Origin of the sequence: Neisseria sp. HMSC073G10 (assembly GCF_001812605.1) — a bacterium.
GTDB classification, from domain to species: domain Bacteria; phylum Pseudomonadota; class Gammaproteobacteria; order Burkholderiales; family Neisseriaceae; genus Neisseria; species Neisseria subflava_A.
On record NZ_KV809503.1, the window covers coordinates 35,645 to 62,617 of the forward strand.

General features: G+C 49.6%; 25 protein-coding genes. 21 read left to right on the forward strand and 4 right to left on the reverse strand.

Annotated features, from left to right (window positions below):
- The first annotated feature begins 111 nt into the window (after positions 1-111).
- Entirely contained in the window at positions 112-621 is a 510-nt protein-coding gene (locus HMPREF2865_RS02695; protein ID WP_070645444.1) for a membrane lipoprotein lipid attachment site-containing protein, read from the forward strand.
- A gap of 84 nt (positions 622-705) precedes the next feature.
- Here the strand turns inward: HMPREF2865_RS02695 and HMPREF2865_RS02700 are convergent, their stop codons facing one another.
- The gene (locus HMPREF2865_RS02700; RefSeq protein ID WP_049349066.1) at positions 706-1,089 is read right to left on the reverse strand and encodes a YkvA family protein; all 384 of its coding nucleotides are present in this window, start codon (positions 1,087-1,089) and stop codon (positions 706-708) included.
- A gap of 462 nt (positions 1,090-1,551) precedes the next feature.
- Here HMPREF2865_RS02700 and sdhC point away from each other — a divergent pair, with 462 nt between their 5' ends.
- The 16 genes from sdhC (at position 1,552) to HMPREF2865_RS02780 (ending at position 17,439) form a co-directional block, all read left to right on the forward strand.
- The gene (gene sdhC, locus HMPREF2865_RS02705; protein WP_049349064.1) at positions 1,552-1,929 is read left to right on the forward strand and encodes a succinate dehydrogenase, cytochrome b556 subunit; all 378 of its coding nucleotides are present in this window, start codon (positions 1,552-1,554) and stop codon (positions 1,927-1,929) included.
- Positions 1,923-2,264: a succinate dehydrogenase, hydrophobic membrane anchor protein gene (sdhD, locus tag HMPREF2865_RS02710; RefSeq protein ID WP_003745591.1), complete on the forward strand. Its 342-nt coding sequence runs from the start codon at positions 1,923-1,925 to the stop codon at positions 2,262-2,264. The genes sdhC and sdhD overlap by 7 nt, the downstream gene beginning before the upstream one ends.
- Positions 2,265-2,266: 2 nt before the next feature.
- Positions 2,267-4,030, forward strand: a complete 1,764-nt coding sequence (gene sdhA / locus HMPREF2865_RS02715) for a succinate dehydrogenase flavoprotein subunit (RefSeq protein WP_003745594.1) — start codon at positions 2,267-2,269, stop codon at positions 4,028-4,030.
- A 119-nt stretch (positions 4,031-4,149) separates the two neighbouring features.
- Positions 4,150-4,857: a succinate dehydrogenase iron-sulfur subunit gene (locus HMPREF2865_RS02720; RefSeq protein ID WP_003678833.1), complete on the forward strand. Its 708-nt coding sequence runs from the start codon at positions 4,150-4,152 to the stop codon at positions 4,855-4,857.
- A gap of 3 nt (positions 4,858-4,860) precedes the next feature.
- A complete protein-coding gene (locus HMPREF2865_RS02725; protein ID WP_003678830.1) occupies positions 4,861-5,109 on the forward strand; it encodes an FAD assembly factor SdhE in 249 nt (82 codons plus the stop codon).
- Positions 5,110-5,233: 124 nt separating this feature from the next.
- Positions 5,234-6,517 (forward strand): citrate synthase, encoded by a 1,284-nt coding sequence (gene gltA, locus HMPREF2865_RS02730; protein WP_070645446.1) that lies wholly within the window; start codon positions 5,234-5,236, stop codon positions 6,515-6,517.
- 209 nt (positions 6,518-6,726) lie between these two features.
- Positions 6,727-9,555, forward strand: a complete 2,829-nt coding sequence (locus HMPREF2865_RS02735; protein WP_070645448.1) for a 2-oxoglutarate dehydrogenase E1 component — start codon at positions 6,727-6,729, stop codon at positions 9,553-9,555.
- Between the two features lie 99 nt (positions 9,556-9,654).
- Positions 9,655-10,836: a 2-oxoglutarate dehydrogenase complex dihydrolipoyllysine-residue succinyltransferase gene (gene odhB, locus HMPREF2865_RS02740; RefSeq protein ID WP_070645450.1), complete on the forward strand. Its 1,182-nt coding sequence runs from the start codon at positions 9,655-9,657 to the stop codon at positions 10,834-10,836.
- Between the two features lie 259 nt (positions 10,837-11,095).
- Positions 11,096-12,529, forward strand: a complete 1,434-nt coding sequence (lpdA, locus tag HMPREF2865_RS02745) for a dihydrolipoyl dehydrogenase (protein ID WP_070645452.1) — start codon at positions 11,096-11,098, stop codon at positions 12,527-12,529.
- Between the two features lie 124 nt (positions 12,530-12,653).
- Positions 12,654-12,941, forward strand: coding sequence for a hypothetical protein (locus tag HMPREF2865_RS02750; RefSeq protein WP_004519272.1), 288 nt, complete (start codon positions 12,654-12,656; stop codon positions 12,939-12,941).
- A gap of 17 nt (positions 12,942-12,958) precedes the next feature.
- Entirely contained in the window at positions 12,959-14,179 is a 1,221-nt protein-coding gene (gene sucC / locus HMPREF2865_RS02755; protein WP_004519273.1) for an ADP-forming succinate--CoA ligase subunit beta, read from the forward strand.
- Between the two features lie 10 nt (positions 14,180-14,189).
- Positions 14,190-15,080, forward strand: a complete 891-nt coding sequence (gene sucD / locus HMPREF2865_RS02760; RefSeq protein WP_002244992.1) for a succinate--CoA ligase subunit alpha — start codon at positions 14,190-14,192, stop codon at positions 15,078-15,080.
- 188 nt (positions 15,081-15,268) lie between these two features.
- On the forward strand, positions 15,269-15,637 hold the full coding sequence (locus HMPREF2865_RS02765) for an ElaB/YgaM/YqjD family protein (RefSeq protein WP_070608049.1): 369 nt from the start codon (positions 15,269-15,271) through the stop codon (positions 15,635-15,637).
- A 110-nt stretch (positions 15,638-15,747) separates the two neighbouring features.
- Positions 15,748-16,155, forward strand: a complete 408-nt coding sequence (locus HMPREF2865_RS02770; RefSeq protein WP_049329791.1) for a phage holin family protein — start codon at positions 15,748-15,750, stop codon at positions 16,153-16,155.
- Positions 16,136-16,402 (forward strand): hypothetical protein, encoded by a 267-nt coding sequence (locus HMPREF2865_RS02775; protein ID WP_070645454.1) that lies wholly within the window; start codon positions 16,136-16,138, stop codon positions 16,400-16,402. The genes HMPREF2865_RS02770 and HMPREF2865_RS02775 overlap by 20 nt, the downstream gene beginning before the upstream one ends.
- A gap of 224 nt (positions 16,403-16,626) precedes the next feature.
- Positions 16,627-17,439, forward strand: a complete 813-nt coding sequence (locus HMPREF2865_RS02780) for a phosphatidylserine decarboxylase (protein WP_070645456.1) — start codon at positions 16,627-16,629, stop codon at positions 17,437-17,439.
- 84 nt (positions 17,440-17,523) lie between these two features.
- Here the strand turns inward: HMPREF2865_RS02780 and znuD are convergent, their stop codons facing one another.
- From znuD to HMPREF2865_RS02795, 3 genes are all read right to left on the reverse strand, one after another.
- Positions 17,524-19,812, reverse strand: a complete 2,289-nt coding sequence (znuD, locus tag HMPREF2865_RS02785; RefSeq protein ID WP_070645458.1) for a TonB-dependent zinc receptor ZnuD — start codon at positions 19,810-19,812, stop codon at positions 17,524-17,526.
- A 216-nt stretch (positions 19,813-20,028) separates the two neighbouring features.
- Positions 20,029-20,511 (reverse strand): cupin domain-containing protein, encoded by a 483-nt coding sequence (locus tag HMPREF2865_RS02790; protein WP_070645460.1) that lies wholly within the window; start codon positions 20,509-20,511, stop codon positions 20,029-20,031.
- A gap of 100 nt (positions 20,512-20,611) precedes the next feature.
- Complete coding sequence (locus HMPREF2865_RS02795) at positions 20,612-22,021, reverse strand: leucyl aminopeptidase (RefSeq protein WP_070645462.1); 1,410 nt, start codon at positions 22,019-22,021, stop codon at positions 20,612-20,614.
- A 157-nt stretch (positions 22,022-22,178) separates the two neighbouring features.
- On the opposite strand from HMPREF2865_RS02795, the gene lptF reads away from it, so the two are divergent.
- From lptF to hflX, 4 genes are all read left to right on the forward strand, one after another.
- On the forward strand, positions 22,179-23,294 hold the full coding sequence (lptF, locus tag HMPREF2865_RS02800) for an LPS export ABC transporter permease LptF (RefSeq protein ID WP_004519285.1): 1,116 nt from the start codon (positions 22,179-22,181) through the stop codon (positions 23,292-23,294).
- Complete coding sequence (gene lptG / locus HMPREF2865_RS02805; protein WP_070645464.1) at positions 23,291-24,361, forward strand: LPS export ABC transporter permease LptG; 1,071 nt, start codon at positions 23,291-23,293, stop codon at positions 24,359-24,361. The genes lptF and lptG overlap by 4 nt, the downstream gene beginning before the upstream one ends.
- Positions 24,362-24,480: 119 nt before the next feature.
- The gene (locus HMPREF2865_RS02810) at positions 24,481-25,701 is read left to right on the forward strand and encodes a glycosyltransferase (RefSeq protein ID WP_283120626.1); all 1,221 of its coding nucleotides are present in this window, start codon (positions 24,481-24,483) and stop codon (positions 25,699-25,701) included.
- 44 nt (positions 25,702-25,745) lie between these two features.
- Complete coding sequence (gene hflX / locus HMPREF2865_RS02815; protein ID WP_070461337.1) at positions 25,746-26,906, forward strand: GTPase HflX; 1,161 nt, start codon at positions 25,746-25,748, stop codon at positions 26,904-26,906.
- The last annotated feature ends 67 nt before the right edge of the window (positions 26,907-26,973 follow it).

Consider the following 26,973-nt stretch of genomic DNA (forward strand, 5'->3'; position numbering starts at 1 on the left):
GCCTTTTTTGCGTATGGGCTTGAGATATCGTATGAAATCTGTTGTAATTCAGTTAATGATCTTTGAATACCGTTATTCAAAAGTTGGTTTCTTCAACGAATCATGCTTATAATGCGCATTATGAAAAAATACATTCTTCCTATCCTTGCTGTGGCGGCACTTGCCGGTTGTGAATCGATTTATGTTCCAACATTGAAAGAAGTGCCAGTTCGACCAACCAACGTCAAGAAACCTAAGGCTGATTCACAAGTTTCAGCTGCCGGTTATCATTTGGCTCCTTCGCATTGGGCAGATGTTTCCAAGATTCATGATGAAGCACGTCGCTTGAGTACCCAAGTGAGCCAAGGTAGTCTGACCAAAGTTCAGGCTGCCCAATATTTGAACCGCTTCCGTATCCAACAAGTGGGACGCAACTCTGTCGATGACAGTATGTATGAAGTTTATCTGCGTTCCGCCGTTGACAGCCAACGTGGTGAGATTACTACCGAGCAATCCAAACAGTATATCCAAGGTGCTTTGCGCGGTTGGCAACAACGTTGGAAAAACATGGATACCAAGCCAAGCAATCCTGCGTTTACCAACTTCTTGATGGAAGTTATGGGTATGCAACCTTTGAAATAAAAAATTCTCAATCGAGAAGGCCGTCTGAATATTCAGACGGCCTTCTTTTTGCATTTTATATCGGTATTGTTGAACTCTATCTAATCAAGAGCCAAACAGCTTGTCAGCCGCTTGACGGGCTTTTTCTTTGATGTCTTCGGTCAGGTAGTTTTTCATTTGGGAATAAACCAACGCAATGACGGCAATGTCATCACTGAAGCCGAAGGGAATCAGAAGGTCGGGAATGCTGTCGATAGGACTGAGGAAATAAACCAGTGCGCCGACAATAATCATTTTGGCGCGTTTGGGTGTATGTTCGGATTCCCAAAGATAATAAAGCGCATAAAGCTGGCGGACGACAGGTTTGCCCAAGCGACCGGCAAAGCGTCCGAGTTTTTTCATGAAGCCGGATGTGTCTAAATTTCGACGGCGAAAGGAGGGGATGTAGTCTTCCGGATCGGGGGTGTTTTGATGAGGGGAGTGTGCCATGATTGAGCTTCCTTTTAAGGTATGGAAACATGGTTGGTTTTGCGTTGTATTTTAGTCTATTTGGGGGCGGATGAAATGCTTATGAATGTATAACTATGTAATAGTGATACCAATGCTGCAATAGTAATAAGTTAAGAAAGGCATATGCCTTTGTAAAAATGGCATTTAAGAATGAGAATTTATCTTGCAGTTGATATGATTCTCAAGTCATGATGATGTTATCGTCAGTATTGCGGCGGGCAGGGTGGCTTAATTGCAGGAAAGTCACAAAAAGACCAATCATACAAAAAAAAATTTAGAAATGATTATTTGATTTTATTGGTATTTTGGTAAAAACCATTGGAGTACTCATAAATTACACTGTTCAAAATGAGATAAAACAGGTAAATTATGGTTTATGTAGCTTATTGTAGTCTTGAGCTATAGGTTTTGAGCTGATAATAAATCATAGAGGAACTGACCATGTCCGCCAAATCACGCCCGGTATTTTTGGAAATTCCCAATATCCGATTGCCCATACCGGGGATTGTATCTATTCTTCACCGTATCAGCGGCGTCGGCTTGTTTTTGATGCTGCCTGTTCTTTTATACCTCTTCTCAGGAACATTGGATCGCGAATCGTCGTTTGAAGCATATCGTTCCGTTATTTCTAATCCGTTTGTGAAGTTGATCCTCATCGGTCTGCTGTGGGCGTATCTGCACCATTTCTTTGCCGGCATCCGCTTTCTGTTTTTGGATGCGCATAAAGGCTTGGAGCTGAATACCGCGCGCAATACCGCTAAAGCCGTATTTGCTTCTGCATTGGTTTTGACTGTCGTTTTGGGAGCTTTATTATGGTAGATCGTAAATTGACAGGTGCGCATTACGGTTTGCGCGATTGGGCAATGCAGCGTGCAACTGCGGTCATCATGTTGGTGTACACCGTAGTTCTTTTGGTTGTTTTGTTCACGTTGCCTAAAGAATATTCGGCATGGCAGGCATTTTTTGATCAAACTTGGGTGAAAGTGTTTACCCAAGTGAGCTTTTTGGCCGTATTTTTGCATGCATGGGTAGGTATCCGTGATTTGTGGATGGACTACATTAAGCCTTTCGGCGTGCGTTTGTTTTTACAAGTTGCCACCATCGTTTGGTTGGTAGGTTGCTTGGTGTATTCAGTTAAAGTAATTTGGGGGTAAATATGAGTTTTCCTGTTCGTAAGTTTGATGCCGTGATTGTTGGCGGTGGTGGTGCAGGTTTACGCGCAGCCCTCCAATTGTCTAAATCTGGTTTGAATTGTGCTGTTTTGTCTAAAGTGTTCCCGACCCGTTCTCATACCGTGGCGGCTCAGGGCGGTATTTCTGCTTCATTGGGTAATGTACAGGAAGACCGTTGGGATTGGCATATGTACGATACCGTGAAAGGTTCCGACTGGCTGGGCGACCAAGATGCGATTGAGTTTATGTGTCGCGCCGCGCCTGAGGCAGTGATTGAATTGGAACATATGGGTATGCCTTTTGACCGCGTAGAAAGCGGCAAAATTTACCAACGCCCTTTCGGCGGCCATACTGCCGAACACGGTAAACGCGCGGTAGAACGTGCTTGCGCGGTTGCCGACCGTACCGGTCATGCGATGTTGCATACGTTGTACCAACAAAACGTCCGTGCCAATACACAATTCTTTGTGGAATGGACGGCGCAAGATTTGATTCGTGATGAAAACGGCGACGTTGTCGGTGTAACCGCCATGGAAATGGAAACCGGCGAAGTTTATATTTTCCACGCTAAAGCCGTGATGTTTGCTACCGGTGGTGGCGGCCGTATTTATGCTTCTTCTACCAATGCCTATATGAATACCGGTGATGGTTTGGGTATTTGTGCCCGTGCAGGTATTCCGTTGGAAGACATGGAATTCTGGCAATTCCACCCGACCGGTGTGGCCGGTGCAGGCGTGTTGATTACCGAAGGTGTGCGCGGTGAGGGCGGTATTTTGTTGAACGCCAACGGCGAACGCTTTATGGAACGTTATGCCCCAACCGTAAAAGACTTGGCTTCCCGTGACGTGGTTTCTCGCGCAATGGCAATGGAAATCTACGAAGGTCGCGGTTGCGGTAAAAACAAAGACCATGTATTGCTGAAAATCGACCATATCGGTGCAGAAAAAATTATGGAAAAACTGCCGGGCATCCGCGAGATTTCCATTCAGTTTGCCGGTATCGACCCGATTAAAGACCCGATTCCTGTCGTGCCGACTACCCACTACATGATGGGCGGTATTCCGACCAATTATCATGGCGAAGTTGTCGTTCCTCAAGGCGACGAATACGAAGTACCTGTAAAAGGCCTGTATGCCGCAGGTGAGTGCGCCTGTGCTTCCGTACACGGTGCGAACCGCTTGGGTACCAACTCCTTGTTGGACTTGGTGGTATTTGGTAAAGCTGCCGGCGACAGCATGATTAAATTCATCAAAGAGCAAAGCGGTTGGAAACCTCTGCCTGCTAATGCCGGCGAATTGACCCGTCAACGTATCGAGCGTTTGGACAATCAAACCGGCGGTGAAAACGTTGATGCCTTGCGTCGCGAGTTGCAACGTTCTGTTCAGCTGCACGCCGGCGTGTTCCGTACCGATGAGATTCTGAGCAAAGGCGTTCGAGAAATCATGGCGATTGCCGAGCGTGTGAAACGTACTGAAATCAAAGATAAGAGCAAAGTGTGGAATACCGCGCGTATCGAAGCCTTGGAATTGGATAATCTGATTGAAGTAGCGAAAGCGACTTTGGTGTCTGCCGAAGCACGTAAAGAATCGCGCGGCGCGCACGCTTCAGACGACCATCCTGAGCGCGATGACGAAAACTGGATGAAACATACCCTGTATCATTCAGATACCAATACTTTGTCTTACAAACCGGTACATACCAAGCCTTTGAGCGTGGAATACATCAAACCGGCCAAACGCGTTTATTGATGAGTTTTCAGACGGCCTTTATCTTGGAGGCCGTCTGAAACCTAACCATACCCACATTGAACTGCCTGAATCCATAATACAAAATCATTGGGCAGTTTATGAGAAAAGGAACACTTCTCATGGAAAAAATGAGTTTTGAAATTTACCGTTACAACCCGGACGTTGATGCTAAACCTTATATGCAACGTTACGAGTTGGAATTGGAACCAACCGACGTTAAACTTTTGGACGCTTTGGTGCGTCTGAAAGCACAAGACGATACATTGTCTTTCCGCCGTTCTTGCCGCGAAGGTATTTGCGGTTCTGACGGTATGAACATCAACGGCAAAAACGGCTTGGCATGTTTGACTGATTTGCGCAGCCTAAAACAGCCGGTCAAAATCCGTCCTCTGCCGGGTCTGCCTGTTATCCGCGACCTGATTGTGGATATGACCCAGTTCTTCAAACAATATCATTCCATCAAACCTTATGTTGTCAACGACAATCCGATTGATGCGGACAAAGAGCGTTTGCAAACTCAGGAAGAGCGTAAAGAGTTGGACGGTTTGTACGAATGTATTTTGTGTGCCTGCTGCTCGACTGCATGCCCGTCATTCTGGTGGAATCCTGATAAATTCGTCGGTCCGTCCGGTTTGCTGAATGCTTACCGTTTCATTGCGGATAGCCGTGATACCATTACTAACGAGCGTTTGGATAATCTGAACGACCCATACCGTTTGTTCCGTTGCCACACCATTATGAACTGCGTAGACGTATGTCCTAAACACTTGAATCCGACCCGAGCCATCGGTAAGATTAAAGAGATTATGTTGAAACGAGCCGTTTAAGAAATGATGGTTTTTGACGATATTGCCAAACGGAAAATCCGTTTTCAAACCCGCCGGGGATTATTGGAATTAGACTTAATCTTCGGCAGGTTCATGGAAAAAGAATTCGAGCACCTGAGTGATCAGGAGTTGTCCGAATTTTCCGAAATCCTCGAATTTCAAGACCAAGAGTTGCTTGCCTTGATTAACGGACATTCGGCGACGGACAAGAAACACCTGATTCCCATGCTTGAAAAAATCAGACAGGCATGACGTGTTATAGAGCTTGTTTGCGATGCCAATCCGAACAAGCTCTTTCCATACGGAGGCCGTCTGAAAAAAAGGACCGTGCCGCTTGGGCGGCAACGAAAGCCCCAACTTACAAAGGAGTTTAAGAATGTCTAAATCAGTCAAGCTCACCACCCCAAATCAAGAGACCTTGGAACTGCCAGTATTGGAAGCAAGTATCGGCCATGATGTGGTTGATATTCGTGCTTTGACAAAAAATACAGGTCTGTTTTCCTTCGACCCCGGATTCGTGTCCACTGCAAGTTGCGAATCCAAAATCACTTATATTGATGGCGATGAAGGTCTGTTGTATTACCGTGGTTATCCTATCGAGCAGTTGGCCGAAAAATCCGATTACTTGGAAGTTTGCTACCTGTTGATTTACGGCGAACTGCCTACCCCTGAACAGAAAAAAGAATTTGATGCCACAGTCGGTCGCCATACTATGCTACATGAGCAGCTGACTTGGTTCTTCCGCGGTTTCCGTCGCGATGCGCATCCGATGGCGATGATGGTTGGCGTGGTTGGCGCTTTGTCTGCTTTCTATCAAGACAGCTTGGATATTGCCAATCCTGAACACCGCAAAATTGCGATTTACCGCTTAATCTCCAAAATCCCGACAATTGCAGCAATGTGTTACCGTTATTCCAACGGTCTGCCGTTCAATTATCCAAAAAATAACCTTTCCTATGCTGAAAACTTCTTGCACATGATGTTTGCAACACCATGTGAAGAATACAAACCTAATCCAGTATTGGCTCGCGCGCTCGACCGCATCTTTATTTTGCATGCCGACCACGAGCAAAACGCTTCTACTTCGACTGTACGTTTGGCCGGCTCTTCTGGTGCAAATCCATTTGCCTGTATCGCTGCCGGTATCGCCTGTCTGTGGGGTGCTTCACACGGCGGTGCAAACGAAGCTGTGTTGAAGATGCTGGACGAAATCGGCGATGTATCTAATGTTGCCGCATACATGGAAGGTGTGAAACAACGCAAATACCGTCTGATGGGCTTCGGTCACCGCGTATACCGCAATATGGATCCACGAGCCAACATCATGCGCGAAACCTGTTATGAAGTCTTGAAAGAATTGGGCTTGGAAGACAGTCCTAAATTCAAGCTGGCGATGGAATTGGAACAAATTGCACTGAAAGACCCATTCTTTGTTGAGCGCAAGCTGTATCCAAACGTCGATTTCTACTCCGGTATCGTCTTGTCCGCATTGGGCATTCCAACTGAAATGTTTACCGTTATCTTCGCATTGTCGCGCAGTGTAGGTTGGATTTCTCATTGGCATGAAATGATTAGCGATCCGGCACTGAAAATCGGTCGCCCACGTCAACTGTATACCGGTGCAGAACGTCGTGATTACGTTCCGGTAGATAAACGCTAATAGACAATACATTAATATATTGTTGAAAAGTCGTTTGAAAAAATCGAATTGCCGTTTTCAATGAGGTTGGTCGTAATTAATTAAGTTGATAGCAGGTAATTTGATTTGAAATAGGGTAGAATAAAGTGTCATTTCAGACGGCCTGAATTCCGTTCGGAGAACACGGGATTCTACCCTTTGTTTATATTTTAAAGAAAAGAGCTCACGCCATGATGGACGAAAAACTCAATTTCTCTTATCTGTTTGGTTCTAATGCGCCATACATCGAGGAGTTGTATGAAAAGTTTCTGGATAATCCGGAATCTGTCGATGAAAAATGGAAACAGTACTTTACCGATTTGAGTAAACAGCCGGGCGCAGTCGCTGTCGATGTTGCCCATACACCGATTCGTGAATCATTTGCCACTTTGGCTAAAAAGAAAATTGCCGCAGCCGTCGCAGGCGGTGTGGATGAGGCAATGATGAAAAAGCAAGTCAGTGTTTTGCGACTGATTTCTGCCTATCGTATCCAAGGCGTGGGTGCAGCCCAACTTGATCCGCTCAAACGTATTCCTCCTCAAAATATTGAAGCTCTCGATCCTAAATTCCACGGTCTGTCAGATGCCGATATGGCGCTTCAGTTCAATATGGGCGAGGGCGATTTTTCCGGTCAGAGCAAACTGCCTCTGTCCCAAATCATCAGCAACCTCAAACAAACCTACTGCGGTCATATCGCGGTAGAGTACATCTACATTCCAAATACCGAAGAGCGTCGCTGGGTTCGCAATTATTTTGAAAGCGTACTGTCTACACCAAGCTACAACGTTGAACAAAAACGCCGTATCTTGAAAGAAATGACTGCTGCCGAAACTCTGGAACGCTATCTGCATACCAAATATGTCGGCCAAAAACGCTTTGGTGTAGAAGGCGGTGAAAGCGCGATTGCCGGTTTGAACTACCTGATTCAAAACGCCGGTAAAGACGGAGTGGAAGAAGTCATTATCGGTATGGCACACCGTGGCCGTCTGAATGTTTTGGTTAACATTTTGGGCAAAAAACCGGCTGATCTGTTTGCCGAATTTGAAGGCCGTGCCGAAATCAAATTGCCTAGCGGCGACGTGAAATACCACATGGGCTTCAGCTCCGACATCGCCACTCCGCATGGCCCAATGCACGTTTCTTTGGCATTTAACCCGTCACACTTGGAAATTGTTAACCCAGTAGTGGAAGGTTCTGCGCGCGCCAAACAAAAACGTTTGGGCGAAAACGGCCGCGATAAAGTTTTGCCGGTATTGATTCACGGTGACTCTGCATTTATCGGTTTGGGTGTTAACCAAGCAACATTCAACCTGTCTAAAACACGCGGTTATACCACCGGCGGTACTGTTCACATCGTGATCAACAACCAAATCGGCTTTACCACTTCCGATACCCGCGATACCCGTTCTACCGTATACTGTACCGATATCGCGAAAATGGTTTCCGCTCCGGTTATCCATGTGAACGGCGATGATCCTGAACGCGTTTGCTTTGCCATCCAAGCTGCCTTGGATTACCGCAAAAAATTCCATAAAGACATCGTGGTCGACGTTGTCTGCTACCGTAAATGGGGCCACAACGAGGGCGATGATCCGACCTTAACCCAACCGATGATGTACAAAAAAGTATCGCAACACCCAGGTGCGCGTGCTTTGTACACCGAGCAACTGATTGCCGAAGGCGTGGTAACCCAAGCTGAGGCTGACGGTTACATCCAAGCCTACCGTGATGCTTTGGACAAAGGCGAACATGTTGAGCAAACAACTTTGAGCAATTTCCAACGCACACAAATCGATTGGAGTAAATACCAAGGTAAAGATTGGCGTGAACACATCGAAACCGGTTTGCCTGCCGCAGATATTGAGCGTCTTACCGAGAAGTTTACCGCCGTACCGGAAGGCTTTGCCCTGCATCCGACTGCGAAACGTGTGATTGAAGCGCGTAAAGCCATGGCATCCGGCAAACAAGCCATCGACTGGGGTATGGCCGAAACCTTGGCATACGCAAGCCTGCTGACTAAAGGTCATGGCGTACGTATCTCCGGTGAGGACTCCGGCCGCGGTACATTCTCACACCGTCATGCAGTATTGCATGATCAAAACCGTGAAAAATGGGACGACGGTACTTATGTTCCTCTGCGTCATATGGGCGAAGGCATGGGCGAGTTCCTGGTCATCGACTCCATTTTGAACGAAGAAGCCGTGATGGCGTTCGAGTACGGCTTTGCCTGCTCCGCTCCTGATAAGCTGACCATTTGGGAAGCTCAATTCGGTGACTTCGCCAACGGCGCGCAAGTGACTATCGACCAATTCCTGTCTTCAGGCGAAACCAAATGGGGTCGTTTGTGCGGTCTGACCACCATCCTGCCGCACGGCTACGACGGTCAAGGCCCCGAGCACTCTTCTGCACGCGTAGAACGTTGGTTGCAACTGTGTTCTGAGAACAATATGCAAGTCATCATGCCGTCTGAAGCGTCGCAAATGTTCCATCTCTTGCAACGTCAAGTCTTGGGTTCATACCGCAAACCGTTGGTGATTTTCATGTCCAAACGCCTGTTGCGCTTCAAAGGTGCAATGAGCCCGCTGGAAAACTTCACCGAAGGTTCGACTTTCCGTCCGGTTATCGGTGATACCGCCGAACGCGCAAGCAACGACAGCGTGAAACGCGTGGTATTGTGTGCCGGTCAGGTTTACTATGACTTGGAAGCTGGCCGTACCGAGCGTAAACTGGAAGATGATGTTGCTATCGTCCGCGTTGAGCAGCTGTATCCGTTCCCATACGACGAAGTTAAAGCTGAACTGGCGAAATATCCGAACGCAAAATCTGTGGTTTGGGCGCAAGAAGAGCCGAAAAACCAAGGCGCGTTCTATCAAATCCGCCACCGCATCGAAGACGTTATCAGCGAAGAGCAAAAACTGTCTTATGCCGGTCGTCCAAGCAGTGCATCGCCTGCAGTGGGCTACTCAAGCAAACACATTGCTCAATTGAAACAATTGGTTGAAGACGCTTTGGTGTTGTAAACCAAGTAGCATTCCGTCTGAGGTTGCTCAGGCGGAGTGCCCATATGCAGAATTAAAAACACACAACAGGCCGTCTGAAAGGGCCATTGGAGACACAAAATGATTATTGATGTAAAAGTACCTATGCTGTCTGAAAGCGTATCTGAAGGCACGCTCTTGGAATGGAAGAAAAAAGTTGGTGAAGCAGTTGCCCGTGACGAAATCCTGATCGATATCGAAACTGACAAAGTGGTTTTGGAAGTACCTTCTCCACAAGCCGGCGTATTGGTTGAAATCGTAGCGCAAGACGGTGAAACCGTTGTTGCCGATCAAGTTTTGGCACGCATCGATACAGCTGCTACTGCTGCTGAAGCACCTGCAGCCGCTGCTCCTACCGAAGCTGCCCCAGCCGCCGCTCCTGCTGCTGCACAAAACAACGCCGCGATGCCTGCCGCTGCAAAACTGGCTGCCGAGACCGGTGTTGACGTAAACGCATTGCAAGGTTCCGGCCGTGACGGTCGCATATTGAAAGAAGACGTACAAAATGCTGCTGCCAAACCTGCCGCAGCCGCTGCTCCTGCTGTTGCGCTGCCTGCCGGCGCACGTCCTGAAGAACGCGTACCAATGAGCCGCCTGCGTGCCCGTGTTGCAGAACGCCTCCTGGCTTCTCAACAAGAAAACGCCATTCTGACTACATTCAACGAAGTCAACATGAAACCGATCATGGACTTACGTGCGAAGTACAAAGATAAATTCGAGAAAGAACACGGCGTAAAACTGGGCTTTATGTCCTTCTTCGTTAAAGCCGCTGTTGCCGCCCTGAAAAAATACCCGGTTGTGAATGCTTCTGTTGACGGCAAAGACATCGTTTACCACGGCTACTTCGACATTGGTATCGCAATTGGCAGCCCACGCGGTTTGGTTGTGCCAATCCTGCGTGATGCCGACCAAATGAGCATTGCCGACATCGAACAAGCAATTGTTGATTACGCGAAAAAAGCCAAAGACGGCAAAATCGCTATCGAAGATCTGACCGGCGGTACATTCAGTATTACCAACGGTGGTACTTTCGGTTCTATGATGTCTACCCCGATCATCAACCCGCCTCAATCTGCGATTTTGGGTATGCACGCTACTAAAGAGCGCGCTGTGGTTGAAAACGGTCAAGTTGTTGTCCGTCCAATGATGTATCTGGCTCTGTCTTACGACCACCGTATTATTGACGGCCGAGAAGCTGTATTGACCTTGGTAGCCATTAAAGACGCGTTGGAAGACCCAGCTCGCCTGTTGTTGGATCTTTAATCGTTTCAGACGGCCTTTTATTTATTAATGAAAAGGCCGTCTGAATTTTTATTTAGATGTAGCGTAATGTAGTATCGTGCTACAATAGGCTCAACGAACGATTGAGGCCGTCTGAAACATTTGATTCGAATGAATCGACAGATATGGACTTTCAGACGGCCTTTTCTTAAAACCATCAAAACGCAGTCATTCAAAATAAAAAAGAAACAAAAAGTATCGTTTTTATTTTGAGATACTGCCAAAAGCAAAGGATGACACGATGTCTCAATATGATGTAGTAGTGATTGGTGCAGGCCCGGGTGGATACGTTGCCGCCATCCGTGCCGCGCAACTGGGTTTCAAAACCGCTTGCGTCGACGCAGGCGTTAACAAAGCAGGCAATGCCCCTGCATTGGGCGGTACTTGCTTAAACGTAGGCTGTATTCCTTCCAAAGCCCTGTTGCAATCCAGCGAATATTTCCACGCGGCGCAACATGATTTTGCTGAACACGGTATCACTGTCGGCGACGTAAAATTCGACGCGGCCAAAATGATTGAGCGCAAAGATGCCATCGTGACCAAACTGACCGGCGGCGTGAAATTCCTGTTCCAAAAAAACAAAGTAACCAGCCTGTTCGGTACTGCTTCCTTTGCCGGTAAAAATGGCGATGCTTACCAAATCGAAGTCGATAACAAAGGCGAGAAAACCGTTATCGAAGCCAAACACGTCATCGTAGCCACCGGTTCCGTACCGCGTCCGCTGCCACAAGTCGCTATCGACAATGTGAACGTATTGGACAACGAAGGTGCATTGAACCTGACCGAAGTACCTGCCAAACTCGGCGTGATCGGTTCCGGCGTGATTGGTTTGGAAATGGGTTCCGTATGGAACCGCGTGGGTGCAGAAGTTACCATTCTTGAAGCTGCGCCGACCTTCTTGGCTGCCGCCGACCAACAAATCGCCAAAGAAGCCTTCAAATACTTCACTAAAGAGCAAGGCCTGAGCATTGAATTGGGCGTGAAAATCGGCGACATCAAATCCGAAGGCAAAGGCGTTTCCGTTGCTTACGAAACTGCTGCCGGCGAAGCCAAAACCGAAGTATTCGACAAACTGATCGTTGCCATCGGCCGTATTCCAAACACCAAAGGCCTGAACGCGGAAGCCGTAGGCTTGGAAAAAGACGAGCGCGGCTTTATCAAAGTAGATGGCGAATGCCGTACCAACCTGCCTAACGTATGGGCAATCGGCGACGTGGTCCGCGGCCCAATGTTGGCACACAAAGCCAGCGACGAAGGCGTTGCCGTTGCTGAGCGCATTGCCGGTCAAAAACCGCATATCGACTTCAACAACGTACCGTTTGTTATTTACACCGACCCTGAAATCGCTTGGGTGGGTAAAACCGAAGAGCAGCTCAAAGCCGAAGGCGTGGAGTACAAAAAAGGTACTTCAGGTTTCGGTGCAAACGGTCGCGCATTGGCAATGGGCAAAGCCAAAGGTACGGTTAAAGTGTTGGCAGATGCCAAAACCGACCGTATCTTGGGCGTACACATGATCGGCCCGGTTGTCAGCGAATTGGTTACCGAAGGCGTGACTGCGCTCGAATTCTTCGCCAGCAGCGAAGACATCGCCCGCATTATCCATGCCCACCCAACCTTGTCCGAAGTGGTTCACGAAGCTGCATTGGCGGCTGACAAACGCGCTTTGCACGGTTGATAGACATTAAGGCCGTCTGAAACTTTTCAGACGGCCTTAAGGCCTCCGACAAATTGAATGTTTCGAGAGCTTCGTTTTCTGATTTATAATTCCATCAGACAAACAAACAGCATTTACATTCGTTATGAACAAAGAAATAGTCGGTATTTTCTTTATACCGATGGGCATCATCAGCATGTGTATGGCCGCATTGTGGCAGATGTATGTGATGATGACCGAAACTTATACGCTCAACCGTTTCAAAGATAAAGAATTGGTTTGGCGCGTGGCATTGTTGTTTATCAGTTTCAGCCTTGCCGTTTATCTGCTCTGCCCGAATTCGCGTAAAAAAGGCATTGTCTTTTTTATTCTCGGAGGAGGCGGTGCAACCATGTATCTGCTGGCGCGGATGTGGTTGCCCTTCAGTAAATAGTAGGGCCGTCTGAAAATATGGGATTGGCCGCAGGGCGATTCCTAAAACCCACTCACCTTAAGGAGAAATCCATGAATTTACACGAGTATCAGGCTAAAGAACTGCTGGCTAGCTACGGTTTGCCCGTACAAGGCGGTATTTTGGCACACAACGGCGAAGAAGCCGCTGCAGCTTACGACAAATTGGGCGGCAAATTCGCTGTTGTCAAAGCACAAGTACATGCCGGCGGCCGCGGTAAAGCGGGCGGCGTAAAAGTCGTTAAAAGCCGCGAAGAAGCTAAAGAAGTGGCTGAAAGCCTGATTGGCACCAACTTGGTAACTTACCAAACCGATGCCAACGGCCAACCTGTCAACAGCGTTTTGGTTTGCGAAGACATGTATCCGGTTCAAACCGAGCTGTACTTGGGCGCAGTGGTTGACCGTTCTACCCGCCGCGTTACATTCATGGCTTCTACCGAAGGCGGCGTGGAAATTGAAAAAGTTGCTGCCGAAACTCCAGAAAAAATCTTCAAAGTAACCGTTGATCCGCTGGTCGGCCTGCAACCTTGCCAAGCTCGCGAAGTTGCCTTCCAACTGGGCTTGAAAGACAAACAAATCAACGAGTTCGTCAAACTGATGACCGGCGCGTACAAAGCGTTTATCGAAAACGACTTCGCCCTGTTTGAAGTAAACCCATTGGCAGTTCGCGAAAACGGCGCGCTGGCTTGCGTGGACGGCAAAATCGGTATCGACAGCAACGCGCTCTACCGCCTGCCAAAAATCGCTGAATTGCGCGACAAATCTCAAGAAAACGAACGTGAGCTGAAAGCTTCTGAATTCGACCTGAACTATGTTGCCCTGGAAGGCAACATCGGCTGTATGGTTAACGGTGCCGGTTTGGCGATGGCCACTATGGATATCATCAAACTCAAAGGCGGCCAACCTGCCAACTTCTTGGACGTTGGCGGCGGCGCAACCAAAGATCGCGTGGTTGAAGCGTTCAAACTGATTTTGGAAGACAAATCCGTTAAAGGCGTATTGATCAACATCTTCGGCGGTATCGTACGTTGCGACATGATTGCGGAAGCCATCGTGGCAGCCGTTAAAGAAATCAACGTCAACGTTCCTGTCGTTGTTCGTTTGGAAGGTAACAATGCCGAACTCGGCGCGAAAATCCTGAACGAATCAGGTCTGAAACTGACTTCTGCAGACGGCCTGAATGACGCAGCCGAAAAAATTGTTGCAGCCGTAAACGCCTAAGGAGAAAAGAATGAGCGTATTGATTAATAAAGACACCAAAGTATTGGTTCAAGGTTTCACCGGTAAAAACGGTACTTTCCACTCCGAACAAGCTCTGGCTTACGGCACTAAAGTTGTCGGCGGCGTTACCCCAGGCAAAGGCGGTCAAACCCATCTGGACCTGCCTGTATTCAACACCATGAAAGAAGCCGTTAAAGAAACCGGCGCTGACGCATCTGTAATTTACGTTCCAGCTCCGTTTGTTTTGGATTCTATCGTTGAAGCAGTTGATTCAGGCGTAGGCTTGGTCGTTGTGATTACCGAAGGCGTGCCTACTTTGGACATGCTCAAAGCCAAACGTTACTTGGAAACCAACGGCAACGGTACCCGCTTGGTCGGCCCTAACTGCCCTGGCGTGATTACTCCGGGTGAGTGCAAAATCGGTATTATGCCGGGCCACATCCACACTCCGGGCCGCATCGGTATTATTTCCCGTTCCGGTACATTGACTTACGAAGCTGTGGCACAAACCACCAAACTGGGTTTGGGTCAATCAACCTGTATCGGTATCGGCGGCGACCCGATTCCTGGTATGAACCAAATCGACGCACTGAAACTCTTCCAAGAAGACCCAGATACCGACGCCATCATCATGATCGGTGAAATCGGCGGTACTGCGGAAGAAGAAGCAGCCGAATACATCCAATCCAACGTAACCAAACCTGTTGTAGGTTACATCGCTGGTGTTACTGCTCCTAAAGGCAAACGTATGGGCCACGCCGGTGCGATTATTTCTGGCGGTAAAGGTACTGCCGAAGAAAAATTCGCCGCTTTCGAAAAAGCCGGTATCGCTTACACCCGCAGCCCTGCCGAGTTGGGCACTACCATGCTGGAAGTGTTGAAAGCAAAAGGTTTGGCATAAGACTTAAGTCTTTAAGCTGAATTGAAAAGGCCGTCTGAAGTTTTCAGACGGCCTTTTTTAATTTCATTGGGTTGTTTTCGTTATAGGAACTTAATTTAATTTAAATTAACGTTTATTTGGAAATAAATGGTTATAATACTATTAACAGATAAACAATCTGTAATCATATCAATCTATAGGAGAGTAGTATGAAAAAACATAATTTTGAAAAACGTCGTGATGCTTTGTTGGAAGATATCCGAGAAGTAATGGATGATGTGGACGAACTGTACCGCAATGGTGTTGAAGCCGGTTCGGAAGAAGGTAGTAAAATTCGCGCTAAATTGGAAGCAAAATTGGCAGAAGCCAAAGAGCGTTTTAGCAGCTTCGAAGAAGAAATTAGCGAACGATTTAAAGATGGTAAAGAGCTTTTTTCCGAATTAGAGTCAGATGCTGGTGCACGCTTGAAACGCGGTGCCAAACAAGCTGATGAAGTGGTGCATGAAAAACCATATTATGCAATGGGTTTTGCCGCATTGGCCGGTTTGGTTGTCGGTGTGTTGTTGAACCGCCGTTAATGCGAATATGTTAAGGCCGTCTGAACAGGTGTGTATATGAAATCATGGATTTCATTGCGCCGTGCAGACGGCCTTAGCCTTATGTTTCCTAAGAAAAAAGGATAATCGAGATGGGAATTCGCCAGCGTTTTGAACATGGCAAGGCTTTGTTGAATCAGGGCGCGGATTTGCTGCTGCTGCGTTTGCAGGTATTGGGCTTGGATTTGACGCGTCAGGCGGAGAATGTGTTCCGGTTGGCGATTTGGCTGGTGTTGTCCGGCGCATTGTTGATGGTGGGCTTGGTCGGTTTGCTGTTCGGATTGAACCGCGTGCTGTCGGATGTGGCCGCTTTGTGGGTATTTTTCGGCATTTTCTTTGTAAGTCTGCTGATTATTGCTGTATTGTTCCGCAAAGTATCGGCGGACTATCGGGAGCAGGGCAGTCGCGTGGCTGAAACCTTGCAGGATATTCGATCGGACATTGCGTATTTGCGCGGTGAGATAGATAAGGATGCGGACGATGAAGCAACAGGAGTATGAAGAAGAGCGCGAGCTGCTGCTTTTAGAAGCTAAGCTGGTGCGGCTGCGGATTGAAGCGGAAAATTTGAAACTGCGTAAAGCGGAAGAAAGCAAAACACGACAGGGCAATCAGTTGATTAAGCTCGCAGATGTGGCGTATCAGTTGAGCCAAACGCGTTTGCTGTCTCAACGCGCTTTGTTTTCTACATCGCGCCGTCGGCATTGGATTTGGCTGGTATTGGCGGTCATACTGGGTTTGTCGAGATAATCGAGGGCAGTGGTTTGGTCAAAATGATATTTGCGGAGAGTTGTTGGAGCGTGTGAGCCGCTTGTTGAGGACGCTGCGTCATTGTGTTGCCGAACTGAAACTTTATCTATGTTGAGTATTTTTTACAAAGGACACCGGCCGTCTGAACATTTCAGACGGCCTCAATGTTTGGAGTTTCAGATATAATGGCGACAATTTTGAAATTATTAAATGAAGGATAAGTGATGAACCGTTTGTATCCCCACCCGATTATCGCCCGTGAGGGCTGGCCGATTATCGGCGGCGGTTTGGCTTTGAGCCTGCTGGTGTCGATGTGTTGCGGCTGGTGGTCTTTGCCGTTTTGGGTGTTTACCGTATTTGCTTTGCAGTTTTTCCGCGACCCTGCGCGTGAAATTCCGCAAAATCCTGAAGCGGTGTTGAGCCCGGTTGACGGCCGTATCGTGGTGGTCGAGCGCGCACGCGATCCGTATCGTGATGTCGATGCTTTGAAAATCAGTATTTTTATGAACGTGTTCAACGTGCATTCGCAAAAATCGCCTGCCGATTGTACGGTAACGAAAGTGGTTTATAACAAAGGCAAATTCGTGAATGCGGATTTGGACAAAGCCAGCACGGAAAATGAACGTAACGCGGTGTTGGCGATTACGGCTTCTGGTCGTGAAATTACTTTTGTTCAAGTGGCCGGTTTGGTGGCGCGCCGTATTTTGTGCTACACCCAAGCCGGTGCGAAACTGTCCCGTGGCGAACGCTATGGCTTTATCCGCTTTGGTTCGCGCGTGGATATGTATCTGCCTGTCGATGCGCAGGCGCAAGTGGCGATTGGCGATAAAGTAACCGGCGTCAGCACTGTATTGGCACGTTTGCCGCTGACTGCGCCGCAAACTGAATCTGAGCCTAAAGCCGCAGCTTCTCAAGCTGCGTCTGCTTCTCAAGCGGCTCCGGCTGAAACAGTGGCAAACCAATCTACCGAACAGCAGCAAATCGAAGCGGCGGCGGCTAAGATTCAAGCGGCTGCGCAAGATGTGTTGAAAGATTAATAGTCAGTTTTAAATGATTGGTTAAAACAAGAAAAAGGTTTTCAGACGGCCGTCTGAAAACCTTTTTTGTTTGCCTGTCCGATTTTAAAACTTCACGTTCACGCCGCCGGTAAAGCTGCGCCCCATTTGCGGCGTATCAGAGAGGAAGCTGCTGTGGGCGTAAACGGATTGGTTGAGCAGGTTGTCGGCTTTGACGTACCAATTCCACTCGCCATAGCGTGTATTGCGGCGGTAGTTTGCGCCGAGGTTGAGCATATGGTGTCCGGGTGTGCGTGTTTCGTAGCGGGCGAGTTTGTTTTGGGCGAACACGCGGTAGTAGTCCAAATTGGCATCGATGCGGTCGGTCAGCGCGGCTTTCAGGTGGACGCCGAGGCGAGCAGCCGGAACGCGGGGTGCGTTTTGGTCGTCCTGCGCGATGAAAGGACGGTTGCCGTAGGCATCTTCCCTGCCGGGTAGGGACGGTAGGTTTTTCAGACGGCCTCGTACATAGTCGCCGGAAACGCCGATGCGGTAGCGCGGTGTCGGTTTGAAGTAGATTTCGCCTTCCGCGCCGTAGAAATCGGCGCCGGATTGGTTGTAGCGCACGAGCTTCATTTCGCTGTCGTCTTCGATGGATTTGGGGCCGCGTCCGTCGTTTAAGGTTTGGGCGTAAATGTAGTTGCCGAAGCGGTTGCGGTAGAGTGCCAGATTGTATTGCCAGCGGTCGCCTTCGTAGCCCAGCGCGAGTTCGATGTTGTTGGAACGTTCTTTGTTGAGGTGTTTGTTGCCGACTTCAAAGGTGTTGGTGGCGACGTGCTTGCCGTGTGCGTACAGCTCTTGCGTTGACGGCAGGCGTTCCTGATGGGAGGCGGTCAGGCTGAGTTTGTGGTGTGGTGTGAAATACCAGTTGCCCGAAAGTGCGAACGAGCGGGCGGTTTGGCGGTGCGCGCCGAGGTCGGGTAGGGGTTGGTTGTAGTAGTTTTCCCGATCAATCAATGCTTTGTCGTACTGGATGGAGGCTTTTTGTTTTTCCACGCGTACGCCGCCTTCAAGCGTGAAGTTGTCCCAGTTTGCCTGTTCTACACCGAAAAAGCTGTAATGGCGCACATTATTGTCAATCAGCATCGGTTGTTGGACAGTTTCAGGAATGGCGGAAAGCGCGCTGGATTTTTGTCCCAAATATTGCACGCCCCAGCTGCCTTTCAGACGGCCTATGGGTTGGTGGCGCAACTCGATACGGGCGTTGTGTGTTTTGTTGTTGAAGAAGTTTTCTACTGCATCGCCTGCTTTTTCGTCGTGGTGGTAGTCGTTGCGGTTCAGATGTACGCGTAGGGCTTCAAAACCGGGGAGCGGCTGCTTCCATTCGGCGCGGAGCTCGTAGCGTTTGTTGCGCAGGTCTATCCACGGTTTGCCGTTGTGGGTATGGGTGTGTGCATTATCGTCGTCGTGGAAGCCGCAGCTCAAGCCCGGATTGTCGTAATCGACGTCTTCTTCGGTCAACAGATGCGGATAAAGCTGCAAATAGCGTTTGTTAATCAAACTTTTCTGCCAGATGATGTCGGCGTGGCAGTCATCGTAGAGATGGCTGTGCGCAGGCAGGCCGTAGCGGTCGCGACGGTCGCTGTACGCCACGCCGAGGAACCCTTTATCCCCAACCCAAGACAGGCCGATGCTGCCTGTTTTTGAATCGGCATGGCTGTCGGGCAGTCGTTTCAGACGGCCTTCTTCTTTTTGATAGCGCGGTACGGCGTAATCGCCCGATTTTCGGTACAAGCCTTCGGTATGCAGGACGAAGTTGTTGCCCAAACCGATATTGATGCCTGCGGATGTCAGTTTTTCCAAATTGCCGCTGCTCAAACGCAATCCGGCTTCGCCCGATACGCCGTTTTCAGGCATTTTTTCGGGAATTTTGCCATCGGCAACATCGACCAAACCGGCTACATTGCCCGAGCTGTATAAGAGCGTAACCGGGCCGCGCAGGATTTCGACTTGTTGCGACAAGGCGCTGTCCACCATCAAGGCATGGTCGGGCGAGAAGTCCGCCATGTCGCCGGTTTCGCCGTGATGGTTCAACACTTTAATCCGTCTGCCAGTTTGGCCGCGAATAACGGGAGCAGACGCGCCGCCGCCGTATTGCGAGGCATGAATGCCCAGTACGCCGTCCAAAGCATCGCCTAAGTTGACGGCTTTTTGGCGCAAGGTATCGCCGGAGATGATTTTGTCGGAGGCGGTCGAAGTGTGCAACAGCCCCGAAGTGGCGCGTGGACGGCTTTTACCGACGACGGTAACCTCATCCAAGTCAACCGACTGCTCGGTTTCATGCGCTTGGGAGAGAATGGGGGTGCTGATTAAAAGAATAGATAAAACAATGGGTTTGAGTGTGGTTTGTGTCATTTTAGTTTCTCATCATATTTCGAAAGGCTGTTATTATATAACATTTCATTATATATGATAAGATTTTTGAGAAAAAAGGCCGTCTGAAAACATAGCGTGGTTTTCAGACGGCCTTTAGCTTGTATGTGGATTTAAATGAAAACGGAACAATCACTCTGCTGCCTGGTTTGGGTAAGGCAGAAAGTTATGGCAGATTGTTTGCTTTCATTGAAAGTATTACTTGGTTTCGGCGGCTTTAGCGCCAGCGGTCTCTGCAATCAAATCCAAGAATACCAACGGCTTTTTGCCGATGTTTTTGAGTGCGTGGGACTGGCCGGGGCGGGCGATGGTAATGTCGCCGGCGCCGACTTCGGTTTGTTTGCCTTCGCTATCGGTAAACAGGCCTTTGCCGGATACGATGATGTAAACGTCTTCATTGCCGGTATGTTTGTGTTGGCCGATGGAGGCACCCGGCGGTAATGTGAGCCAGCCGATTTCTTTGAATGCGTCTTGGTCGGCGGTTTGATGGCGCGTGAAGGCAAAGCTGCCGAGCAAGGAGCCTTGGCCTCCGGCTGCATTTTCGCGGTTCCATTCAGCTAAGTCGGCTTTTTTGTACACTTGGATGCTGCGGTCGGTGGGGGTGGTTTGTTCGGCAGCTTGAGCGCTTATGGATGTGCCGAGCAGAAGGGCGACAGATAATGCGGCAAATAGTGGTTTCATGGTGGTTCTCCGTTTGTCAGGTTGAGTCAGATAATGCGGATTCCGTTTTCAGACGGCCTGCGGGGTTGAAATGTGTAACCCCGCAGGCTTCCCCCAAGATTTATTTCACATTGCGCAGATAGTTCAACAATAAAGGAACAGGGCGGCCGGTCGCGCCTTTTTCACCGCCGGATTTCCATGCGGTACCTGCGATGTCGAGGTGTGCCCATGGATAGTCTTCGGTGAAGTAAGACAGGAATGTTGCGGCGGTAATCGTGCCTGCGCCGGGCGTGCCGATGTTTGGAATGTCGGCAAAGTTGGATTTGAGTTGGTCTTTGTAAGTCTCAAAGAGCGGCAGCTGCCATGCTTTATCGTCCACGTTGCGGGAAGCGGCCAGCAGGCTGTCGACCAAATCTTGATTGTTGCCCATCACGCCGCTGACGTCATGGCCCAAGGCGATAATGCACGCGCCGGTCAGGGTGGCGACGTCGATAACGGCTTTGGGTTTGAATTGTTCGGCGTAAGTCAATGCGTCGCACAAAATCAGACGGCCTTCGGCATCGGTGTTCAACACTTCGATGGTCAAGCCTTTCATGCTTTTTACGACGTCGCCCGGTTTGTTGGCCGCGCCGGAAGGCATGTTTTCACAAGTGGCGACGACAGCGATGAGGTTGATCGGCAGTTGTAGTTTGACGGCGGCGCAGAAGGTGCTGATAACGGTTGCCGCGCCGCACATGTCAAACTTCATTTCGTCCATGTTCAGGCCGGGTTTGAGGGAAATGCCGCCGGTGTCGAAGGTAATGCCTTTGCCGACCAATACCACGGGCGCGGCTTCTTTGTCGGCCGCACCGAAATAGCTCAGTTCGACCAAATATGGGTCTTCGACGCTGCCTTTGGCGACAGACCAGAACGAACCCATGTTTTCTTTGATGTAGTCTTTTTCAATGATTTTGGCGTGTGCGCCCAGTTTTTCGGCTTCGGCTTTGGCGGTACGCGCGAGGAATTCAGGCGTGCATTCGTTGGGTGCGGCATTGCCCAAGTCGCGGCAGAGGCTTTGTCCGTAAACTTGCGCTTCGGCAACGCGCAGGGCTTCTTTGACGGCGGCTTCGTGTGCGCTGTGGAACACGGCTTCTGCAAATTTGGCCGGTTTGGCTTCTTTTTTGTAGCGGTCGAAACGGTAGGCGGCATTGCCGAACGCAATCGCAAACGCTTCGGCAACGGCTACTGCTTGCGCTTCTTCAAAGGCATAAACGTCCACATTGACCGTTTCTTGATTTTGCGCCCATTTGGCGGCTTCGGCTGCGGCTTTGTTCAATGCGGCGCGGTCGGTTTTTTCGAGGCGGGCGACGGCAATGGCTTGCAAACCGTTGTCCGTCGGGATTTTGGTGTCGGCGAAATTTTGACCTTCTTCAAGGGAGGCGAAGAGGGCGAGGGCAGTTGGGTTGCTCAGTTGCGATGCTTCGGCGCAGACAAATAATTGCGCACCTGCCTGTTGAGCCTGCAAAGTTTCGGCTTTTGTGCTAAATTTCACGTTTATTCTCCTGATTGGAACGGTTGTCGGTTGTTCAGACGGCCTGTGACCAACCGTCCGAACAGATGAAAATCATTGTACTCCATTTGTGTCATGCCGTCTGAAGCCTTATTAATAAATATAGGTTTCCCATAAACCGTATACCACGCTCAATCTTATGATTTACCAAAGAAACTTTATTAAAGAACTTTCCTTTACCGCCGTCGGCATCTTTGTCGTCCTCTTGGCGGTATTGGTGTCCACGCAGGCCATCAACCTGCTTGGCCGCGCAGCCGACGGGCGTGTCGCCATCGATGCCGTGTTGGCCTTAGTCGGCTTCTGGGTAATCGGCATGACCCCGCTTTTGCTGGTGTTGACCGCATTTATCAGTACGTTGACCGTATTGACCCGCTACTGGCGCGACAGCGAGATGTCGGTTTGGCTCTCTTGCGGATTGGCATTGAAACAATGGATACGCCCGGTCATGCAGTTTGCCGTGCCGTTTGCCATTTTGATTGCCGTCATGCAGCTTTGGGTAATGCCGTGGGCAGAGTTGCGCAGCCGCGAATATGCTGAAATTTTGAAGCAGAAGCAGGAGTTGTCTTTGGTGGAAGCCGGCGAGTTCAATAGCTTGGGTAAGCGCAACGGCAGGGTTTATTTTGTTGAAACCTTCGATACTGAATCCGGCATCATGAAAAACCTGTTCCTGCGCGAGCAGGACAAAAACGGCAACGACAACATCGTTTTTGCCAAAGAGGGCAATTTTTCGCTGACCGACAACAAACGCACGCTTGAATTGCGCGACGGCTACCGTTACAGCGGTACGCCCGGCAAAGCCGACTACAACCGCGTTTCTTTCCAACACCTCAGCCTGATTATCAGCACCACGCCCAAACTCATCGACCCTGTATCACACCGCCGTACCATTCCGACCGCCCAACTGATTGGCAGCAGCAACCCCCAACACCAGGCGGAATTGATGTGGCGTATTTCCTTGACCGTCAGTGTCCTTCTGCTCTGCCTGCTTGCCGTGCCGCTTTCCTATTTCAATCCGCGCAGCGGCCATACCTACAATATCCTGATTGCCATCGGTTTGTTTTTGGTTTACCAAAACGGGCTGACCTTCCTGCGCAATGCTGTGGAAGACGGCAAAATCCATTTCTGGCTCGGACTGCTGCCTATGCACATCATCATGTTCGTGATTGCCGTCGTCCTGCTGCGCGTGCGCAGTATGCCTAGCCAACCCTTCTGGCAGGCGGTTGCCAAAAGTCTGACATTGAAAGGCGGAAAATGAACCTGATTTCACGTTACATCATCCGTCAAATGGCGGTTATGGCGGTTTATGCCCTCCTTGCCTTCCTCGCTTTGTACAGCTTTTTTGAAATCATCAACGAAGTTGGCGATCTTGGAAAAGGCAGCTATAACGGCGCAAAGTTGGGGCAGTATGTTTTAATGCAGATGCCTGCGCGCGCATATGAACTGATGCCGCTCGCCGTTTTGATCGGCGGCCTGATTTCCCTCAGCCAACTGGCTTCCGGCAGCGAGCTGACCGTTATCAAAGCCAGCGGCATGAGCACCAAAAAGCTGCTGTTGATTCTGTCGCAGTTCGGACTGATTTTCGCCATTGCCACCGTTGCGCTTGGCGAATGGGTTGCGCCCACGCTGAGCCAAAAAGCCGAAAACATCAAAGCCGCCGCTATTAACGGCAAAATCAGTACCGGCAATACCGGCCTTTGGCTGAAAGAAAAAAACAGTATCATCAACGTGCGCGAAATGTTGCCCGACCATACGCTTTTGGGCATCAAAATTTGGCAGCGCAACGATAAAAACGAATTGACCCAAGCGGCGGAAGCCGAATCTGCCGTTTTGAATCCAGACGGTAGCTGGCAGCTGAAAAATATCCGCCGCAGTATATTGGGAGAAGATAAAGTCGAAGTTTCTACTGCCACTGAAGAAAACTGGCCGATTTCCGTCAAACGCAACCTGATGGATGTATTGCTCGTCAAGCCCGACCAAATGTCTGTCGGCGAATTGACCACCTACATCGACCATCTGGAAAAAAACAACCAAAATACCCAAGTCTATGCCATCGCATGGTGGCGCAAGCTGGTGTATCCCGTTGCCGCATGGGTGATGGCGCTTGTTGCCTTCGCCTTTACGCCGCAAACGACGCGCCACGGCAATATGGGCTTGAAACTTTTCGGCGGTATCTGTCTCGGTTTGCTGTTCCACTTTGCCGGACGGCTCTTCGGCTTTACCAGCCAGTTGTACGGCGTGCCGCCGTTTTTGGCAGGCGCATTGCCGACGGTTTTGTTTGCACTGTTGGCGGTGTATCTGATACGTCGTCAGGAAAAAAGATAAGGCAAAATCAACTTCAGGCCGTCTGAAAGGCAATCTTCAGACGGCCTGAGTATTTTGTGTGCAAAAAACAAAATGCTAAAGTAAAATAATACCTTTCCAAACCAATGCGGCTATTGAAAATGTCCCAAACCATCTGCTTGAATATGATTGTTAAAAACGAAGCGGCAATCATCGAAGAAACACTGGCCAACATCACCGACCACATCAAACTTGACTACTATGTCATCAGCGACACCGGCTCGACCGATGATACCGCCGGCGTGATCCGCCGCTTTTTCGATGCAAAGGGCATCGCAGGCGAGATTCATCATGATGGTTGGCAAAATTTTGCATACAACCGCAATCAAGCGTTGAAACACGCAAAAGACAAAACCGATTACGTGTTGATTTTTGATGCGGACGACCGCTTTGAAGGTAAATTGGAATTGCCCGAGCTGACCGCCGACCGTTACCGCCTCCGCATGAGAAATGCCATGGGCAGCGTGGTTTATTATCGTCCGCTGTTGTTGCGCAATGACGGTACATTCTACTGGCGCGGCGTGTTGCACGAGTTTATCGAAACCGACAAACAAGATACCAGCGAAGCCACGCTTCATGGTGACTATACGGTTCTCAGCGGCCGTTTCGGCGCACGCAGCAATATGGCGAATAAATATCTGCTTGACGCGGTTTCTTTGGAAAAAGCGTTTTACAGCCCTGAAGATGAAGACCTGAAACCGCGTTACGCCTTTTATGCGGCACGCTCTTATTGGGATTCTGATATGCCCGAGCGTGCGAGCGAATGGTTTAAAAAACGCATCGAGTTGGGCGGTTGGATCGAGGAAGTAACGGTTTCTTACCAACAGCTGGGCGAGTGCTATAAATTAATGGGCAAACGCGATGAAGCCTTGGCGACTTGGTTGGCAGGCTACGATTACAACCCGCACCGTGCCGAGTGTCTCTACCTCGCGCAAACCATGCTGCGTCAGGAAGGAAAATACCGCATTTCCCATGCGATTGGCCTGATGGCGAAACGCATTCCTTTCCCGAACGACGATATTCTTTTTGTCCAAAGCAATGTTTATCAGTTGGACATCGACTATGAATTGTCGGTTACCGCCTATGCGGCCGGCGATTTGCGCCAAGGCTATGAATCTTGCCGCCACTTGCTCTTGCTTAATGTACGCGAGGCATTGACCACGGTGACCATGCAAAATATGTGGCTCTACCGCGAACACGCGCAAACCGAAACGCGCGAAGTGTTGGAGCAGCTGGTGGCCGTAATGCAGCCTTATGCCGCGCAAGGCGGACGTTTGGCAGAAGTGACCGAATATTTTGCCGATATTTTGAAAAACCGTTAATTAGCACTTTGACCCAGCCATAAGGCCGTCTGAAAGGAAATTTTTTGAGCAAGCGCAATCTGTTTTCCGTCGATAAATCTTTGGAGCAGCCCGAACGCGTCCTCTTGGTCGGCGTAATGCTGACGGCGGACTATTCTGGCGCAAATGAAACGCGCGAGCGCGGCTTTCAGACGGCCTTGACCGAAGCGGCAGAATTGGTGAGCGCGGCCGGAGGCGATTTGGTTTCTATCGAAACTTCACGCCGCGACAAACCGCATCCGGCTTTGTTTGTCGGTACGGGTAAGGCGGAAGAATTGGCGGCAGTGGTCAAGCAGCATGATGTCGGGCTGGTCGTGTTTAACCACGAACTCACGCCGACACAAGAGCGTAATCTGGAGAAAGAGCTTCAATGCCGCGTCCTCGACAGAGTGGGTTTGATTTTGGCGATTTTTGCCAAACGCGCCCAATCGCAGGAAGGTAAGTTGCAGGTGGAGCTGGCTCAGTTGAACCATTTGAGCGGACGGCTGGTACGCGGTTATGGACACCTGCAAAGTCAGAAGGGCGGTATCGGCTTGAAAGGGCCGGGCGAAACCCAGTTGGAAACCGACCGCCGTTTAATCGGACAAAAAATCACGGCATTGAAAAAACAGCTTGCCGATGTCCGCAAACAACGCGCCACGCGCCGCAAATCGCGCATGAGCGGCCGTCTGAAAACCTTTGCCATTGTCGGCTATACCAATGCCGGAAAATCCAGCCTGTTCAACCGCCTGACCAAAGCGGACGTATTGGCGAAAGACCAATTGTTTGCCACTTTGGATACCACTGCGCGTCGGCTTTTTCTGTCGCACGAGGCGAGCGTGATTTTGACCGATACCGTCGGCTTCGTCCGCGATTTGCCGCACAAGCTGGTGTCGGCGTTTTCCGCTACTTTGGAAGAGACGGCGATGGCGGATGTGCTACTGCACGTTGTTGATGCGTCCAATACCGATTTTGAACGGCAGATGGACGATGTCAACGAAGTCTTGGAAGAAATCGGCGCGCATGAAATTCCGCAATTGGTGGTGTACAACAAAATCGATTTGCTGCCGTCAGGTATGCGTGAAGCAGGCATTTTGCGCGACAACTCCGGGCATGCCGTCGGCGTGAATGTTTCTGTTGCCGAAAGTTTGGGCTTGGACGGTTTGCGCGAAGCGATGATTGAATTGGCCGTACAGCCAAGTGCTTGATAGTATGGAATGAAACAAGGCCGTCTGAATGTTCAGACGGCCTTACCGTAAAATTTTAAATCCGAGG